This is a genomic window from Providencia sp. PROV141 (assembly GCF_028481645.1).
In the GTDB taxonomy this organism is placed as follows: Bacteria; Pseudomonadota; Gammaproteobacteria; order Enterobacterales; family Enterobacteriaceae; genus Providencia; species Providencia rettgeri.
This window is the reverse complement of the sequence record NZ_JAMPPR010000008.1, coordinates 382,931-399,223: the sequence shown is the minus strand read 5'-3', so window position 1 is coordinate 399,223 and position 16,293 is coordinate 382,931. Positions and strand designations below refer to the sequence as shown.

Annotated in this window: 12 protein-coding genes and 1 pseudogene; 4 read left to right on the top strand and 9 right to left on the bottom strand. The window is 41.2% G+C overall.

What is annotated here, in order from left to right; translation table 11 throughout:
- Positions 1-177: 177 nt before the first annotated feature.
- The 7 genes and pseudogenes from PSF09_RS08215 to purM form a co-directional block, all read right to left on the bottom strand.
- Positions 178-1,530, bottom strand: coding sequence for an MFS transporter (locus PSF09_RS08215; protein WP_272683742.1), 1,353 nt, complete (start codon positions 1,528-1,530; stop codon positions 178-180).
- A gap of 584 nt (positions 1,531-2,114) precedes the next feature.
- A pseudogene (gene mgtE, locus PSF09_RS08210) lies at positions 2,115-3,401 on the bottom strand (magnesium transporter); the annotation flags it as partial.
- A 360-nt stretch (positions 3,402-3,761) separates the two neighbouring features.
- Complete coding sequence (locus PSF09_RS08205; RefSeq protein WP_272683740.1) at positions 3,762-5,291, bottom strand: exopolyphosphatase; 1,530 nt, start codon at positions 5,289-5,291, stop codon at positions 3,762-3,764.
- Between the two features lie 4 nt (positions 5,292-5,295).
- The gene (ppk1, locus tag PSF09_RS08200; protein ID WP_210836319.1) at positions 5,296-7,365 is read right to left on the bottom strand and encodes a polyphosphate kinase 1; all 2,070 of its coding nucleotides are present in this window, start codon (positions 7,363-7,365) and stop codon (positions 5,296-5,298) included.
- A gap of 54 nt (positions 7,366-7,419) precedes the next feature.
- A complete protein-coding gene (gene speG / locus PSF09_RS08195; protein ID WP_272664746.1) occupies positions 7,420-8,007 on the bottom strand; it encodes a spermidine N1-acetyltransferase in 588 nt (195 codons plus the stop codon).
- A 234-nt stretch (positions 8,008-8,241) separates the two neighbouring features.
- The gene (gene purN, locus PSF09_RS08190) at positions 8,242-8,880 is read right to left on the bottom strand and encodes a phosphoribosylglycinamide formyltransferase (RefSeq protein ID WP_272683739.1); all 639 of its coding nucleotides are present in this window, start codon (positions 8,878-8,880) and stop codon (positions 8,242-8,244) included.
- On the bottom strand, positions 8,880-9,920 hold the full coding sequence (gene purM / locus PSF09_RS08185) for a phosphoribosylformylglycinamidine cyclo-ligase (RefSeq protein ID WP_272683738.1): 1,041 nt from the start codon (positions 9,918-9,920) through the stop codon (positions 8,880-8,882). The genes purN and purM overlap by 1 nt, the downstream gene beginning before the upstream one ends.
- Positions 9,921-10,273: 353 nt before the next feature.
- Between purM and upp the strand changes: the two genes are divergently transcribed.
- The 3 genes from upp to hda all read left to right on the top strand — a co-directional run bounded on the left by upp (position 10,274) and on the right by hda (position 13,123).
- The gene (gene upp / locus PSF09_RS08180; RefSeq protein WP_004253541.1) at positions 10,274-10,900 is read left to right on the top strand and encodes a uracil phosphoribosyltransferase; all 627 of its coding nucleotides are present in this window, start codon (positions 10,274-10,276) and stop codon (positions 10,898-10,900) included.
- A gap of 98 nt (positions 10,901-10,998) precedes the next feature.
- Positions 10,999-12,294, top strand: a complete 1,296-nt coding sequence (uraA, locus tag PSF09_RS08175) for a uracil permease (RefSeq protein ID WP_272664749.1) — start codon at positions 10,999-11,001, stop codon at positions 12,292-12,294.
- Between the two features lie 127 nt (positions 12,295-12,421).
- On the top strand, positions 12,422-13,123 hold the full coding sequence (gene hda, locus PSF09_RS08170) for a DnaA inactivator Hda (protein WP_036957653.1): 702 nt from the start codon (positions 12,422-12,424) through the stop codon (positions 13,121-13,123).
- 43 nt (positions 13,124-13,166) lie between these two features.
- On the opposite strand, the gene arsC is transcribed toward hda, so the two are convergent.
- Together arsC and PSF09_RS08160 are read right to left on the bottom strand one after the other, a co-directional pair.
- Positions 13,167-13,523: an arsenate reductase (glutaredoxin) gene (gene arsC / locus PSF09_RS08165; protein WP_272683737.1), complete on the bottom strand. Its 357-nt coding sequence runs from the start codon at positions 13,521-13,523 to the stop codon at positions 13,167-13,169.
- 12 nt (positions 13,524-13,535) lie between these two features.
- Entirely contained in the window at positions 13,536-14,999 is a 1,464-nt protein-coding gene (locus PSF09_RS08160) for a beta-barrel assembly-enhancing protease (RefSeq protein ID WP_004911374.1), read from the bottom strand.
- Positions 15,000-15,194: 195 nt separating this feature from the next.
- Between PSF09_RS08160 and PSF09_RS08155 the strand changes: the two genes are divergently transcribed.
- Complete coding sequence (locus PSF09_RS08155) at positions 15,195-16,259, top strand: AI-2E family transporter (RefSeq protein WP_272664752.1); 1,065 nt, start codon at positions 15,195-15,197, stop codon at positions 16,257-16,259.
- The last annotated feature ends 34 nt before the right edge of the window (positions 16,260-16,293 follow it).

Sequence of the window (16,293 nt, the reverse complement as noted above, 5' to 3'; positions counted from 1 at the left end):
AAAGAGTCAGTTAGACATATTAGTAGTTTAACGTGATAGGTACAAAGAAAAATGGAGGAAATATGAATAAGTGTCAATTTCTGTACTTGTATACTGCTGTGTGTGTAAAGGCGGGCGTGGGGGAAATTAACTTTTCTCAATGAGAGTTGCACCCTAATAAATAGGGTGCAAGAGATTTTATAGACTAGAAGCGTTTAGAACCGCAGATTTTTCGTTTGAGGACTCAGAATTTTCAGTCCAACCCTTCCAAGATAGTGGAATAAAGGCCACAGCAACCGCTAACAATGAGACACCAGCAACATAATAGGCAGGTGCCATGTGAGACTGCTGTAACCAAGCACCGGTTAATATTGGTGTTAAACCACCAAAAATTGCATAAGCCACATTGTAAGCGAATGACAGGCCAGAATAGCGAATTTCAGGTGGGAATGCGCGTGTACTGATAATAGGAGTTGTTGCAATCGCGCCAACAAAGAAGCCCATTAAGCCGTAATTAAAAATTAACGTATTCGCCGCAATATCACTGGATAATGACGAATAGAAGTAAATTGCCGTTACGGCTAACCCACCCCACGATAAAGTCATTGAGGTACGTGTTCCTGTTTTATCACCTAACCAACCCCAGAAGATACAGCCTAATGTTAAGGTTAATGTTGCGGCACAGTTGGCTTGCAATGCAATATTTCGGTCTATGTTATAGATCCCTTTTAACACCACATCTGGCGTCATCAAAATAGTGACAACGATAGCAGTTGATAATGACCACGTCAGTGCCGCCGTGATCATACAGGCTTGCTTATGAGATTTAATCACAGTTTTGACGGGTAATTCTTGTGACAAGGCCTTTTTCGCTGCCAATTCTTTGAATATCGGGGTTTCTTGTAAAAAACGGCGTAAATACACAGAAATAAACCCGAAAATACCACCAAGAATAAATGGAATGCGCCATGCGAAATCATGAATTTCAGTTGTGGTATAAGAGCGTTCAATAATAATAGCGACGATAGAGCCTAATAAAATACCGCCAGTGATCCCAGAAGTCAGTGTACCAACACCTAAGCCATAGCGTTGCTTTGGTGTATGCTCTGCGATAAATACCCATGCTCCTGGCATTTCACCACCAATCGCGGCACCTTGCATAATACGCATTAACAGCAGCAATAATGGGGCAGCAGCGCCAATGGTTTCAAACGTTGGCAGAAAACCAATGACAAATGTTGGGAATGCCATTAAGAAAATACTTAAGGTAAACATTTTCTTGCGGCCAATTTTATCCCCAAAGTGAGCCATAATAATGCCACCAAGAGGGCGAGCAAGATAACCTGCTGCAAATAGACCCAGTGTTGCCATTAGCGCGAGAAATTCGTTATCCCCTGGAAAAAATAGTTGGGAAATAATTTTTGCGTAAAAAACAAAGATAACGAAGTCGTAAAACTCAAGAGTACCCCCTAAAGAGGATAAGCCTAATGTTTTATAGTCTTCTTTGCCCAAAGGCCTCGCAGAGGGCTGGCTGGCTGTTTGCGGTGTCATTATAGTTTCCTTCTAACTACCTGAAATACTAAATTGCATAAATTCAAAATAATAAGCATTGGCTCATAATAATGAGCTAATCATTTTTATTGGTGCAGATAAGAGGTATAAAACGTTGGATGGGTATAACTTAGTTTAATACACAGTATCTTTTTTGCATGTGTATATTTATAGCAGGAAATTCTATATTCTGTAAACCTCAACCCTAAAAACAAGAATAACATTCCAATTAGTTTTGTTTGTCTGGATTATTGATTTGGTGCGATGATAAATAACCTTATATGATGTTAATAATATGAATTTTGCAGAATATCGTATATTTAAATTAGTCAGTTACAGTGTTAATTATATTTAATTTAATAAATTCTTACTGAAATATAGTAAACAAATATTACCTAACTATTTTTTGTTATAATTAACTTTATTCATCTCGATGAACTAAATAACTATAAAAGCATTTAATTAATAGATAAATAACAAGCCTACTTGCGAAACTTTGGGTTTTTAACGGGATTTTGTTAGTACAGGGAGTGTTTTGTAAATTGCACGCGCCCACCAAGAAACAGGACGCGTGCAAAGTAAATTTAAACGAGGAATAGTGTGGCTAAGCCAAGGAAAATAAAGAACCCGCCAGTGTCTGTTATAGCGGTGATCATCACGCTAGAGCCGATAGCAGGGTCTTTGCCCATTTTCAGCATAATGAGTGGAATAAGCACCCCCATAATCGCTGCCATTAGTAGGTTCAAGATCATCGCTAATGTCATGACAGCGCCCATAGCGATATCGCCATATAGGAAATAGGTAACGACACCCATAATTCCGCCCCAAACAACGCCATTAATAAAGGCGACGCCAAGCTCCCTTAACATTAAGAAAGAGAAACTATTATTTTGTATCTGGTGCAAGGCAATGGCGCGCACAATCATGGTGATGGTTTGGTTTCCCGTATTTCCCCCAATTCCTGCCACAATTGGCATTAATGTGGCTAACGCGACTAATTGGGAAATGGTATCTTCAAAGACGCCAATAACACGAGAAGCGACAAAAGCGGTACATAGGTTAATGGCTAACCATGTCCAACGGGTTTTAACGGCTTGGCCAACCGGGGCGAAAACGTCTTCTTCAGGGCTTAACCCCCCCATACGACGAATACTGTTATCGTTTTCTTCACTGATGTTATCAACGATATCTTCAACCGTCAGGCGGCCCATCAGTAGGCCGCTATTATCAACAACAGCAGCAGAAATTAAGTCATAACGTTCGAACGCACTAGCGGCATCTTCGCCTTTTTCATCGGGCAAGAAGGTCACAGTGTCAGTTTTCATGACATCGGCCACTATTTTTTCAGGGGATTGCGTCAAAATAGTGGTTAGTGGCAATTCACCTTGCAGATAATTATTGTTATCGACAACGAAAATTTTATCGGTGGCTTCTGGGATCTTGCCTCGTTGGCGTAAATAACGTTGAACCGTTTTCAGCGTCACATTTGGGCGTACGGTGACGAATTCAAAATCCATCATTTGCCCGACGCTATCTTTCGCATATTGTAAAACTTCGCGAATGCGGCTACGTAGGCTAGGCTCTAAATAGGTGAGGAGCCGGCGCATGGTGTCACGAGGTAAATGCTCAGCAATATAAGCTTGTTCGTCAACATGCAAGCTAGCAACGGCGCGAAGCAATTCCCTGTCAGACATATCCTTAATGAGGCTATCCCAAACAGACACGGAGGCCTCAACTAAGACTTCACCACGTTCGTTATTATCAACAAGACGCCATAACGCGAGACGCTCATCATAAGGAAGCATTTCTAAGATATCGGCGATATCCGCAGTATGTAAATCAAGCAGCAATTCTTTTACAAGACTAATTTTTTCACTAATTGCTTTGTCATCAATACTGACGTGTTGATCATTTTCAACAAGCGCATGGACGAACTCTTCGTCATCTAAAAATAGCGTCAGGATTTGCTGGCGAATATGTGCCAGCTTTTGAGAGTGCGGGTTGACTGTTGGCACCGCATCGATTGAAAAAGCAGGTTGTGACATTTTAATCCTTAAAGCAATAGCAGCGCAAAAGCGCTTTTTATGAATTCGTCTGCGAGCGGACGAAATTTATTATCATTATTGTCGCCTATTTAAATAATATATCAAATAGTTGAGTCAAATAAGCGGTGACTTTAAAGCCACCAGTGATGAATAATAAGCATAAATCACTACAATAATGGCCGCAAATCACTCATTCTCTGCACAAATCGTTAACGACCAACCGGGGACATCTTCCCAATAGCCACTTTCCTTTTCTAAATCCAATATCATCAATGCATTTTGCACGAGGTATTCAGATGGTAAATAGAGAGTCCAGTGCCCATCATCCGTTTCTATCCGTAACGAAGAGGGGATTGTGGTAGATTGGCGTTGGTTATTTAACAAAATGGCTAGCCGCAAAATTTGAATAAGCGGCATAAATTGTTTTCTTTTAAATAAATTAAATTTAGGGATATCCTCATACTTAATAGCCCTACGATGATTACGTACTAACGTTGCCAGTAATAGCTGCTGTTCTTGGTTAAAACCCGGTAAGTTGGTATTTTGCAAAATATAAGCAGAATGGCGGTGCATACCACTATGATTAATACTTAACCCAACTTCATGGAGCATAACAGCCCATATTAAAATGGATTCCAGCTGTGGGTTAAGTTGTTTAGGGTTTTGTTGCCCCCACTGGAAATAGAGCTCTTCCATGGTTTTCAATACGCGTTTAGCTTGCTCTCTATCGATATTATAATGCTCAGCAAGGCTTAAAGCAGTACGCTGGCGGATATCTTGGTGGCGGAAGCGGCCTTCCATTTCATATAAAACACCTTCACGCAATGCACCGTCAGATAAACGTAACTCTTTAATTTCTAATGAGTCAAATACAGCAAGTAAAATCGCTAAGCCGGGAACAAATACCTGTTTACGTTCATTCGATAGGCCTAATATATTCAGGGCGCTAAATGACTTATATTTCAACACCATTTGCTTGATTTCAATAAGACGTTCTCGTGTAATAATACCGTCTTTATAGCCTAATTCTTGTATCACGCTATGGGCAGCTTTGATGGTGCCCGAGGCGCCCATCGCAACGTCCCAAGTTTGTTTCTTAAATAAAATCGCGGTGCTTTCTAATTTTAAGCAAGCCCCTAGGTAGGCTCGATTAAAAAATTCAGGGGTAATTTCTTCATTTGGAAAGTAAGTACGGGCAAAGCTAACACAGCCCATACGGCGGCTTTCAATCAAAAGCGGCTCAAATTTTTCACCAATAACTAACTCTGTTGAACCACCACCGATATCGAGTACTAATTTACGGCCTTTTTCGGGTTGAGTGTGCTCAACACCCATAAAAATCAACCGTGCCTCTTCTTGGCCTGAAATGATTTCAATAGGGTAAGGCATGATTTCTTTCGCGCGCTGCAAAAACAGTTTTACATTCGTTGCTACACGTAATGAGTGAGTGCCAACAATGCACACGTTTTCAGGAGAGAAGCCTTGTAACCGCTCGGCAAACAACGCGAGGCAGGCAAGCCCACGTTCCATGGCTTCTTCACTTAATTCATTGGTATCGCTTAGGCCATCAGCTAGATGAACACGTTTTTTTAAACGAGTAAGAACTTGCAATGCACCGTTAACGATGCGAGCTATGACCATATGAAAACTGTTTGAACCTAAATCTATAGCCGCAATTTCTTGTGGTCTCGGCGTTGAGGCGTTGGTTATTGGCATATTTTTAAGCTCTTGTATCCGGTGTTTCGATTGATTTTAAATAATCATACACAGCAAGCTGGGCCTGGATTTTACGTTTATTTCCGCGGGGAACATAATGATTACTTAAATCTTTGTCAACATAACGTGCTTTAACAGTATCACTAAATTGCAGCTCTAAAATATCCAATACCCGTTGTTTTAAATGCGGGTCGACTAAGCTAACGGCGACTTCAATGCGGTAATCAATGTTGCGGGTCATCCAGTCAGCAGAAGAAATAAAGACTTTTTCGTCACCCGCATTGGTGAAAACATAAACACGGTCATGTTCAAGGAAGCGGTCAACAATACTGGTTACCTGAATATTTTCACTGTAGCCGACTTGGCCGGCGACTAAAGAGCACATCCCTCTGACTAACAAACGAATTTTGACACCTGCGTTGGAGGCATCGTACAGTTTGTCAGTCAATTCTTTGTCGACTAAGTTGTTAATTTTTAATGTAATGCCACTGGGCCGTTCAGCGAGCGCATTTTCGATTTCTTGGTCAATTAAGGCCATCAAACGAATACGTGTATTTTGTGGTGACACCATTAAATTATCAAAAGTCACTGGACGATAAGGATTTTCAATAAAACTAAAGACCCGCCGAACTTCGTTGGTGATCAGCTCATTTGCAGTGAGTAGGGAGTAATCGGTATAAAGCCGAGCGGTTTTTTCGTTAAAATTGCCCGTACCAATATGGGCATAACGCACTATTTGGCCTTCTTCCATGCGTGAGATAATAAATAATTTTGCATGAATTTTCAGCCCTGGTGCGGAGAAAATAACATGTACGCCCGCTTCAGTTAATCGTTTTGCCCAATGAATATTAGCGGCCTCATCAAATCGTGCTTGTAACTCAACGACCACCGTGACTTTTTTTCCATTATGGGCGGCATGAATGACAGAATCGATAATGCGTGAGTCTTTTGCAACACGGTAAATATTAATTTTTATCGATAATACATTCGGGTCAAAAGACGCTTGGCGCAATAATTCTAAAGTATGTTCAAAGGTATAGTAGGGATAATATAACAGTACATCGCGTTCGCGAATGGCATCGAAACCGTTACGGAAGTTATCAAACCAGCGGTGACGTAGCCTTGGTAATGGCTTGTTTAATAGGTTTTTATTTCCTTCATTAGGGAAATTAATAAAGTCTTTAAAATTATGGTAGCGACCACCGGCAATCACGGAGTCATCGTTGGATAGCCCCAGTTTTTCACGTAAAAGAGCAACCATTTCGTCAGGCATATCACGCTGATAGACAAAACGGACGGGTTCTGCGGTTAAACGTTGTTTTAATGTAGATGACATTATTTCGAGCAAGCTCGATTCCATCTCTGTTGCGATGTCGTACTCTGCATCACGCGTCATTTTCATCGAATAGGCATTGAGCTTATCGTAATCAAAAAAACCTTTGAAAATTTCATCGAGCGTATAGCGAAGGATATTATCAATTAGGATCATTGACTTGCGACGCTTTGGCATTTCTGGAGGCAGGTTAACAAACCGCGGGACTTTATCGGATGGAATTTCCAATAGTGCATATTGAATCTGATTGCCATTGATGATTTCAACTGCAAGATAAGTGTAGTCATCTTTTAGAAATTCAACGAGATTGGTATCAGGATTAATTAATATTGGCGTAATATGCTGCCGCAGATTCTGGCGGAAATACTGACGTAACCATATCTGTTGGCGAGGCGAAATTTGACGTTCGTTAATCAAGAAAATTTGATTGCGCGCCATTTCTAATAGTAAGTCATTGTAGAGAATGTCGAATTCTTGTTCTTGTTTAGCAACTCTTGACTGAATTCTCTTTAATAAGTGGCGAGCACCGCTTGCCGAACCGCGTTCTTCATTAATTAAAATACGGCGTTTAACATCGGCGAAGCGGACTTTATAAAACTCGTCTAGATTATTGGAATAAATTCCCAAAAAACGCATTCGCTCAATAAGAGGGTTACGCTTGTCGGCTGCTTCTTGTAAAACACGCTCGTTAAAAGACAGCCAGCTTAACTCTTTTTCATGATAGAGACGTTCTTGGGACATTCTAACTCCGTATTAGACTCTTGTTACTTTATGGCTATGATACCAGTCAGTTAGCTAAATGTGTTGTTTAATTGCTTTATCTTGGGTAATAACACTTTCAGGATTGGCAAATTGTTGCTTCATCGTAAAATATTGCTGCTGAAAAATACACATACGGATAGCGGTGTGATAACGACCATTGACAAAAAATTCGTCAATCAATTCGCCTTCAGTATGGAAGCCTAGTTTATTATAAATATGGATAGCTTTAACATTTTCTTTATCAACAATAAGATAAAGTTTATATAAGTTTAGTACGGAAAACGCGTAGTCCATTGCTAATTTTGCAGCACGACTCGCATAGCCATGCCCTTGATGGCTCGGAGCAATGATAATCTGAAACTCAGAGCGTCGGTGAATATAATCAATTTCGACTAACTCAACTAGGCCAACTTTCTCACTGTCATTTTCAACGATAAAGCGGCGTTCAGACTGGTCATGAATATGTTTATCGTAAAGATCGCTTAATTCAACAAAAGCTTCGTAAGGTTCTTCAAACCAATAGCGCATAACACTGGCATTGTTATCAAGCTGGTGAATGAATGCTAAATCTTCACGTTCAAGTGGGCGCAACCTAAACGGATGAACTTGCCCGGTCGTCATAAAAATACCTCTATTTAGTTAGGAAAATGGTTTTGTTCTTCGACTATAAGGATAACATTTATTTGCGATAAAATAATGACACAGCACAGAGAGATTATCACCTTGTTGAAAAATAGTTCACTTTACCTAACGCTAATGTTTTTTATGTAATAGCTTGCGGTCGTGTTTTTATGTGAATGCGAAGAAAAAGGGTGGTTACCCACCCTTGAAATGAAGTTTTGGTCATCACGAATATTATTCGTTAGCATAACCTTGTTGCGGTAAAATTTTGTTATCTAACATAGCCTTACCATTTTGCATTGCTAATCGGCCACTAATGAACCACTCAACGACTAATGGGTAAATCATATGTTCTTGGGTTTTTACCCGCTCGATAATATCGTCTTCGGTATCTTGTTCAAAGATAGGCACTTTGGCTTGCAAAATAACGGGTCCACCATCCAGTTCTTCGGTAACGAAATGAACGGATGTGCCATGTTCTTTATCCCCATTTTCCAGCGCCTTACGATGCGTGTGTAAACCGGGGTATTTCGGTAACAAAGAAGGGTGGATGTTGAGTAATTTACCAGCAAAGTGGTTGACGAATTGGGCTGATAAGATACGCATAAAACCCGCTAATACGACTAAATCAGGCTGATATTGGTCGACTTGTGCGAGTAATGCAGCATCATATGCTTGGCGGTCAGTATACTGTTTGGCATCTAAAAAACAGGCTGGTATTCCAGCCTGTTGTGCCCGAACAAGCCCATAAGCATTGGCTTGGTTGCTAATGACAGCAACAATGTGAGCGCCAATTGCCCCAGTGCGGCAGCTATCAATTAATGATTGCAAATTACTACCGCTGCCAGAAATGAGGACAACAATTTTTTTCATTAGCGGATCACAACCTGCTCTTCACCCGCGGGTAATGCGCCAATTGTACCGATTTGCCATGCGTTTTCACCAAGCTTGTTCAACAGAGCAAGTGCATTTTCAACTTCCTGCTGTGGCAGAGCAATAATAATTCCCACACCACAGTTGAAGGTACGGTACATTTCATGAGTGCTCACATCACCAGCTTGCTGTAGCCAGTTAAAGGCAGCAGGCCATTGCCAACTGCTACCGTCAATAATGGCTTGTGTGTTGTCTGGCAGTACGCGAGGGATATTTTCCCAGAAACCACCGCCAGTAATGTGGGCAATTGCATGGATATCGCTGTTTGCGATCAGCTCTAATACATTTTTAACGTAAATGCGTGTTGGTTCTAATAAGTGGTCAGCTAAAGATTTCCCATCTAATTGAGTTTCTTCTGGATTGGTTTGACTGACTTCGAGGATCTTGCGAACCAGCGAGTAACCATTTGAATGCGGGCCACTAGAGGCTAAAGCAATTAAGGCATCTCCGGCACTCACTTTGCTACCATCGATGATTTCTGAGCGCTCAACAACTCCCACACAGAAACCAGCTACATCGTAGTCTTCGCCATGGTACATTCCCGGCATTTCGGCGGTTTCACCACCCACTAACGCACAACCTGATTGTTTACAACCTTCTGCGATACCCGTAATCACACTCGCAGCGGTATCGACATCCAGTTTACCGGTCGCGTAATAATCAAGGAAGAACAGGGGCTCTGCGCCTTGAACAATCAAGTCATTGACGCACATAGCCACGAGGTCAATTCCAATGGAGTCATGACGTTTTAAATCCATTGCTAAGCGTAATTTGGTACCGACACCGTCAGTGCCTGAAACTAAAACGGGCTCACGGTATTTCTGTGGTAGGGAACATAATGCACCGAATCCCCCAAGACCTCCCATGACTTCTGGGCGGCGGGTTTCTTTTACGACACCTTTAATACGTTCAACCAAGGCGTTACCCGCATCAATATCAACACCGGCATCTTTATAGCTGAGAGAGGTTTTATCAGTCACTACGGCCCCCAAGGCAATTACATTTTTGAGAAAAATAACATCATTGACATTATTCTAACAGGCTAGGCAAACGTTTGCGATAGCTTTGTGTTGGAAATTTTTGGGTACGTACAATCAAAGAATGGAGAACGTTATAGAAGTTGTACAGCAAAATAATCAATGTATTTATTTAAATCAAATTTGCGGTTTAGCCAATTTCAACTTAACTGAGATGAGGTATAATTTAAAAAAAATGATGTTAATCGTTGTTGTTTTGACCAAAATCAAGCGTTATCTAGTGGCAACCAAAGCTAAAAGAGGTATAATCCGGCGATTTTTTTGTCCGCCGCCGTCTTAAATAGTAGGAGAAACCCATGAAGATCGTTGAGGTAAAACACCCTCTCGTTAAACATAAACTCGGCCTGATGCGAGATCATGATATAAGCACAAAGCGCTTTCGTGAACTGGCCTCAGAGGTTGGTAGCCTACTGACTTATGAAGCAACTGCTGACCTTGAAACTGAAAAAGTGACTATCGATGGTTGGTGTGGTCCTGTAGAAATAGAACAAATTAAAGGTAAGAAAATCACTGTAGTACCAATTCTTCGTGCGGGTATTGGTATGATGAACGGTGTATTAGATAGCATTCCAAGTGCACGTATCAGTGTGGTGGGTGTTTATCGTGATGAAGAAACACTGCAGCCTGTCCCTTATTTCCAAAAACTCGCCTCTAACATTGAAGAACGTATGGCATTAGTGGTCGACCCAATGTTAGCGACGGGTGGCTCAATGATTGCTACCATTGATTTATTAAAAAATGCGGGTTGTACCTCGATTAAAATCTTAGTTCTTGTTGCAGCGCCTGAAGGTTTAAAAGCGTTGGAAGCTGCGCATCCAGATGTTGAATTATATACCGCTTCAATTGATGAGTATTTAAATGAAGAGGGATATATCGTTCCGGGTCTCGGTGATGCGGGCGACAAGATATTTGGTACTAAATAATGATAAGCCGACTGAGAAGTCGGCTTTTTTTTGATTAATTGTAGAGACTCACTGCTTATTCAGTGATTAGCCATTTCGCTAAAAGAGGATAAAGCCACATGACACGTCGCACCATCAGTGTTGAAGAAAGACCCCCATTATTACAAACTATACCACTGAGCCTTCAACACCTATTTGCTATGTTTGGCGCAACCGTTATCGTACCGATTCTGTTTGGTGTAAACCCCGCTACAATTTTGCTGTTTAATGGGATCGGAACGCTGCTGTATCTGTTTATTTGTAAAGGGCAAATACCTGCTTATTTAGGTTCAAGTTTTGCATTTATTTCCCCAGTGCTGATTTTATTACCATTAGGTTATGAACTGGCGCTTGGCGGCTTTATTATCTGTGGCGTACTATTCTGTATTGTTGCACTGATTGTTAAAGTTGCAGGAAGAGGGTGGATAAACGTCATGTTCCCCCCAGCAGCCATGGGGGCAATCGTAGCCGTAATTGGTTTAGAATTGGCTCAAACGGCTGCAGGTATGGCTGGGCTATTGCCTAAAGATGGGGCTGCGGTCGATTCGAACACGTTAATTATTTCTCTGACCACGTTATCAGTCACTATTCTCTGCGCTGTCGTTTTCCGTGGGTTTTTATCTATCATTCCAATTTTGATTGGCTTTTTAGCGGGTTATGCATTGTCCTATTTTATGGGCATTGTGGACTTTACCCCCGTTATTGAAGCGCCGTGGTTTGCTATCCCAACGTTTTATACACCGCGTTTTGAATGGTTTGCTATTTTAACCATTTTACCTGCCGCGCTAGTCGTTATTGCTGAACACGTGGGGCATTTAGTGGTGACAGCGAATATTGTTGAACGTGATTTAATGAAATCACCAGGTTTACATCGTTCAATGTTTGCAAATGGGTTTTCTACGGTAATTTCCGGTTTCTTTGGCTCGACACCAAATACGACTTATGGTGAAAACATTGGGGTTATGGCAATTACCAAGGTATACAGCACTTGGGTAATTGGTGGCGCCGCAATTATTGCTATTTTATTATCTTGTGTTGGTAAATTAGCAGCAGCTATTCAATTAGTGCCAGTTCCTGTGATGGGAGGAGTTTCACTCTTATTGTACGGGGTGATTGGTGCATCAGGTATTCGTGTGTTGATTGATTCAAAAGTCGATTATAACAAGCCTCAAAATTTGATTTTAACCTCAGTGATTTTAATTATTGGTGTCAGCGGAGCCGTTATTCATATTGGTCAAGCTGAACTCAAAGGTATGGCACTGGCGACGATAGTCGGGATCTTTATGGCATTATTATTCCGTTTTATAACGTTTGTTAGGCCTGAAAAACAGTTTGTGACATCTGAAGTCCAAGAGCTTGATAGCAATAAAAAATAAGCCACACAATTTTCCATAATGCCGTTCAATTGTTTGAACGGCATTTGGTCACCGTTCTTATTCATCTATCCGTGTTTTTTATGGTAAACTGCTAGATGAAAATTGATTTGCACAGCCAGAGGCGCTTCTGAACACACCATCACAGCTTTCATTACCACTATATCTGCCAGATGATGAAACCTTTGCGAGCTTTTATGCAGGGGAAAATGGGGCGTTGCTGTCTGCTATTCAATCTGCTATTAATCAACCACATGGCAGTTATATCTATTATTGGTCGCGTGAAGGCGGTGGGAAAAGCCATTTACTGCACGCAGCTTGTGCAGAGTTGTCTGAACAAGGTATTGCGGTTGGTTATGTTCCTTTAGATAAACGTGCGTATTTTGTTCCTGAAGTACTAGACGGTATGGAACATTTATCACTCGTTTGTATTGATAATATTCAGTGCATCGCGGGTGATGAAGAGTGGGAAATGGCGATTTTCAATTTGTATAATCGTATTTTGGAAATTGGTCGCACTTGTCTATTAATTACTGGGGACCGGCCTCCTCGGCAAATCGAACTGAAATTACCCGATTTAGCTTCTCGCCTTGATTGGGGCCAAATTTATAAACTACACCCACTGAGTGACGAAGATAAGATTTGGGCACTGCAATTACGCGCTCGTATTCGTGGTTTTGAATTACCGGAAGATGTTTGTCGTTTCGTATTAAAACGTCTAGATAGAAAAATGGGAACGTTGTTTGATATCTTAAACAAACTTGACCATGCATCAATCGTTGCTCAGCGCAAATTAACGATTCCTTTCGTAAAAGATATTTTAAAACTCTAGTTGATTAAATGAGTTGGCAGCCGTATAGCTGCCAAAATAGAGTTTATAAGATTTCACAGACCTGCTCAGGTGGACGACCTAAACGTGCTTTATCACCATTAACAACGATAGGGCGTTCAATCAATTTAGGATTTTCATGCATTGCTTTAATGAGTTGTTCCTGAGTTAAGGTGTCATCATTTAAATTCAATTCCTTATACAACTCTTCTTTGGTGCGCATTAATTGACGAGCATCTTTAAAGCCTAACATTTTAAGGAGTTTTTTGATTTCAGCGACCGTTGGGGGCGTTTTTAAATACTCGACCACCGTGGGGGAGATACCCTTATCAGTTAAAAGGGCTAAGGTTTCACGGCTTTTAGAACAGCGTGGGTTGTGGTAAATCTTAATCGAATCCGTCATTATTATAACTCCTTACGGTTTTGCATTTTTGTCACGTAATTGTAGTTTTCTAAGCGCATCAATGCGAGCGTCATAACGCTGCTGTTCGTAACTGCCTAAACGGCTTTGACGGCTAGCATCGCTGAGATAATTAATTGCAGTGTCATAGTTACCCCGTAACGCCATCCCTTCTGCGTAAGCAGCAAGTTCTTCGGTACGCTTACCTTGTTTTGCGGACGCTTCTGCCAGTAAATCCCAACCAATCGGGTCATCAGGGTAATCAAACGTATATTTATTCAGTAAGGTTGTTGCTTCTTTATATTGATGATTATTAATTAATGCGTTAGCTAGGTTGACAATAAATACGGTATTTTTCGGTGATTTTCTCAAAGCATTCTGTAAACGAGAGACCGCTCTAGAGACTTGATGTTGTTCAATGTCGACATCAGTCATGCTATCGATAAACCAAGGGTTATCGGGTTGTTTCGCTAATAGCTCTGTCAGGATTTTTCCTGCCTCTGCGTACTTTTTGTCTTGAGAAAGTAGTAGCGCTTTACCGTATTGCGCTGCAATTTGTTCTTGTGCAGAACCTTTACCATAGTTTTCAATGATTTGGTCTAAAGCATGTTTTTGCTCGGTACTATACATAGCCAAAATACGAACTCGGGCTAACATAAAGTCCAGTGATGATGGCACACTCACTTTAGGGTATTGGTTCGATCGGTTTCTGGCATCAGCTAAACGGCTATCCGGCAAGGGGTGCGTTAATAGAATTTCAGGGGGCTTTGACATATAGCGAGTTTGGTCTGACATTGTTTGCATAAAATCAGCCATCGCATGCGGGTCAAAGCCAGAGCGTCTTAATGTCTGTAAACCAATACGGTCAGCTTCTTGCTCATTGGCTTGGGTAAAGCTGATCATACCTTGTTGAACCCCTGCCATTGTTCCTGTTAAAGCGGCAAAGCCGGCTTGAGGATTCGCCATCACTAACAATAAAGAACCAATGGTCCCTGCAATCGCGAGAGGAGTGGTACTTTTTTGGTCTTCCATCATTCGCGCCAGGTGCCTTTGCGTAACGTGAGATATTTCGTGCGCCATGACGGATGCTAGCTGACTTTCATTCTGGCTGTACCGGAACAATGCGGAGTGCAGCACTACATTGCCCCCAAAATAGGCGTATGCGTTAATATTGGGGTTGTTGACTAAATAGAACTTAAACGGTGTTTTAACTGAGTCGGCATTTTTCACTAACCGCATGCCAAGTTTGTTAACATATTGGGTTAACAATGGGTCATAAATAAGAGGGGTGCTGGCACGTATTTGTCGTGTGATAGCATCTCCCATAATAATTTCTTGGTTGATGCTAAGTGTGCCTCCTGCTGTAGTTCCTATATCGGGTAAGGTATCTTCAATTGCACTATAAGCAGGTAAAACTGCACCGTTCATTAGCGCAGCGATCATGAAAGCCAATAATGGATATTTTAAATTTTTCTTCATGAAACGTGAGTATCCCATACAACATTTTAATTTAGGGTAAGTACCGACTTTATTTCGGGTGTGCTTTAAGTAAGGCACCTAAAAATACGAAAAGTTTAAAACACATGATAGCAAAAGCTATCGTAAAATCTGTTCTTCGGTATAATTTTCGTTACTTTAGGAACTGTCCTTTGTGTTATTCCCTAGGAGCAATAAATGCTGGAATTGTTTTTACAGTGGTATCGTCGGCGTTTTGCTGACCCACAAGCCATAGCCCTCTTTACATTACTCGTATCAGGGTTTGTGATCATCTTCTTTTTCAGCAGTATACTGGCTCCATTGCTGGCGGCAATTGCTTTAGCTTATTTGCTTGAATGGCCAACCAATTTATTACAACGCATAGGGTTATCCCGTTCAGTTGCTGTCGGTATTATTTTGACCTTATTCGCCGGAATAAGTGCCATGGTTATTTTAATTATTGCACCAACCGCATGGCAGCAAGGGATTAATTTGATGGCCGATCTGCCAAATATGGTTAACCGTTTCAATGAATTTGCACAAAAATTGCCAGAGCAATATCCCGCATTAGTGGATGTCGGCATTATCGATATGATGGCAGATAACCTGCGTAGCCGTATGTCGGGTATTGCAGACTCTGTGGTTAAAGCGTCAGTTGCTTCATTAATAGGTATTTTTACTTTAGCAGTTTACTTAGTTCTAGTGCCGTTGATGACATTCTTTCTTTTAAAAGATAAAGAGCGTATTAGCAAAAGCTTCCTCAAGTTGTTACCGAAAAATCGTTTGTTAGTGGGTAAAGTTTGGGTCGAAATGAATGAACAAATCACCAATTATTTGCGAGGAAAAGTTACTGAAATGGTGATTGTTGGGGTGGCAACATATTTATGTTTTGCTTACTTTGACTTGCGCTATTCCGTATTGCTGTCGGTTCTTGTTGGGGTGGCGGTATTAATCCCTTATATTGGTGCGGTCGCAGCCACGATCCCCGTGGTTATTGTTGCGCTCTTTCAGTACGGTATTGGCAGTGAATTTTGGTACTTAATGTTGGCTTATTTAGTCATTCAAGGTTTGGATAGCAACGTTGTGGTGCCTTTATTATTTTCTGAAGCCGTGAATTTACATCCGCTAGTGATTATTTTATCTGTTGTGGTGTTTGGTGGGTTATGGGGCTTTTGGGGCGTGTTTTTTGCAATACCATTAGCAACACTGATTAAAGCGGTGATTCATGTATGGCCGGAAGAGCCAACGGAATCAACGAACTAGGTTAGGAATAGTGCTGTATGGGGGCATACAGCAC

Coding starts and splice junctions, on each gene's coding strand:
- speG (WP_272664746.1), bottom strand. CDS start 8,007: ATGACGACCGGGCAAGTTCATCCGTTTAGGTTGCGCCCACTTGAACGT.
- arsC (WP_272683737.1), bottom strand. CDS start 13,523: ATGACGGATTCGATTAAGATTTACCACAACCCACGCTGTTCTAAAAGC.
- upp (WP_004253541.1), top strand. CDS start 10,274: ATGAAGATCGTTGAGGTAAAACACCCTCTCGTTAAACATAAACTCGGC.
- PSF09_RS08155 (WP_272664752.1), top strand. CDS start 15,195: ATGCTGGAATTGTTTTTACAGTGGTATCGTCGGCGTTTTGCTGACCCA.
- uraA (WP_272664749.1), top strand. CDS start 10,999: ATGACACGTCGCACCATCAGTGTTGAAGAAAGACCCCCATTATTACAA.
- PSF09_RS08160 (WP_004911374.1), bottom strand. CDS start 14,999: ATGAAGAAAAATTTAAAATATCCATTATTGGCTTTCATGATCGCTGCG.
- ppk1 (WP_210836319.1), bottom strand. CDS start 7,365: ATGTCCCAAGAACGTCTCTATCATGAAAAAGAGTTAAGCTGGCTGTCT.
- PSF09_RS08205 (WP_272683740.1), bottom strand. CDS start 5,291: ATGCCAATAACCAACGCCTCAACGCCGAGACCACAAGAAATTGCGGCT.
- PSF09_RS08215 (WP_272683742.1), bottom strand. CDS start 1,530: ATGACACCGCAAACAGCCAGCCAGCCCTCTGCGAGGCCTTTGGGCAAA.
- purN (WP_272683739.1), bottom strand. CDS start 8,880: ATGAAAAAAATTGTTGTCCTCATTTCTGGCAGCGGTAGTAATTTGCAA.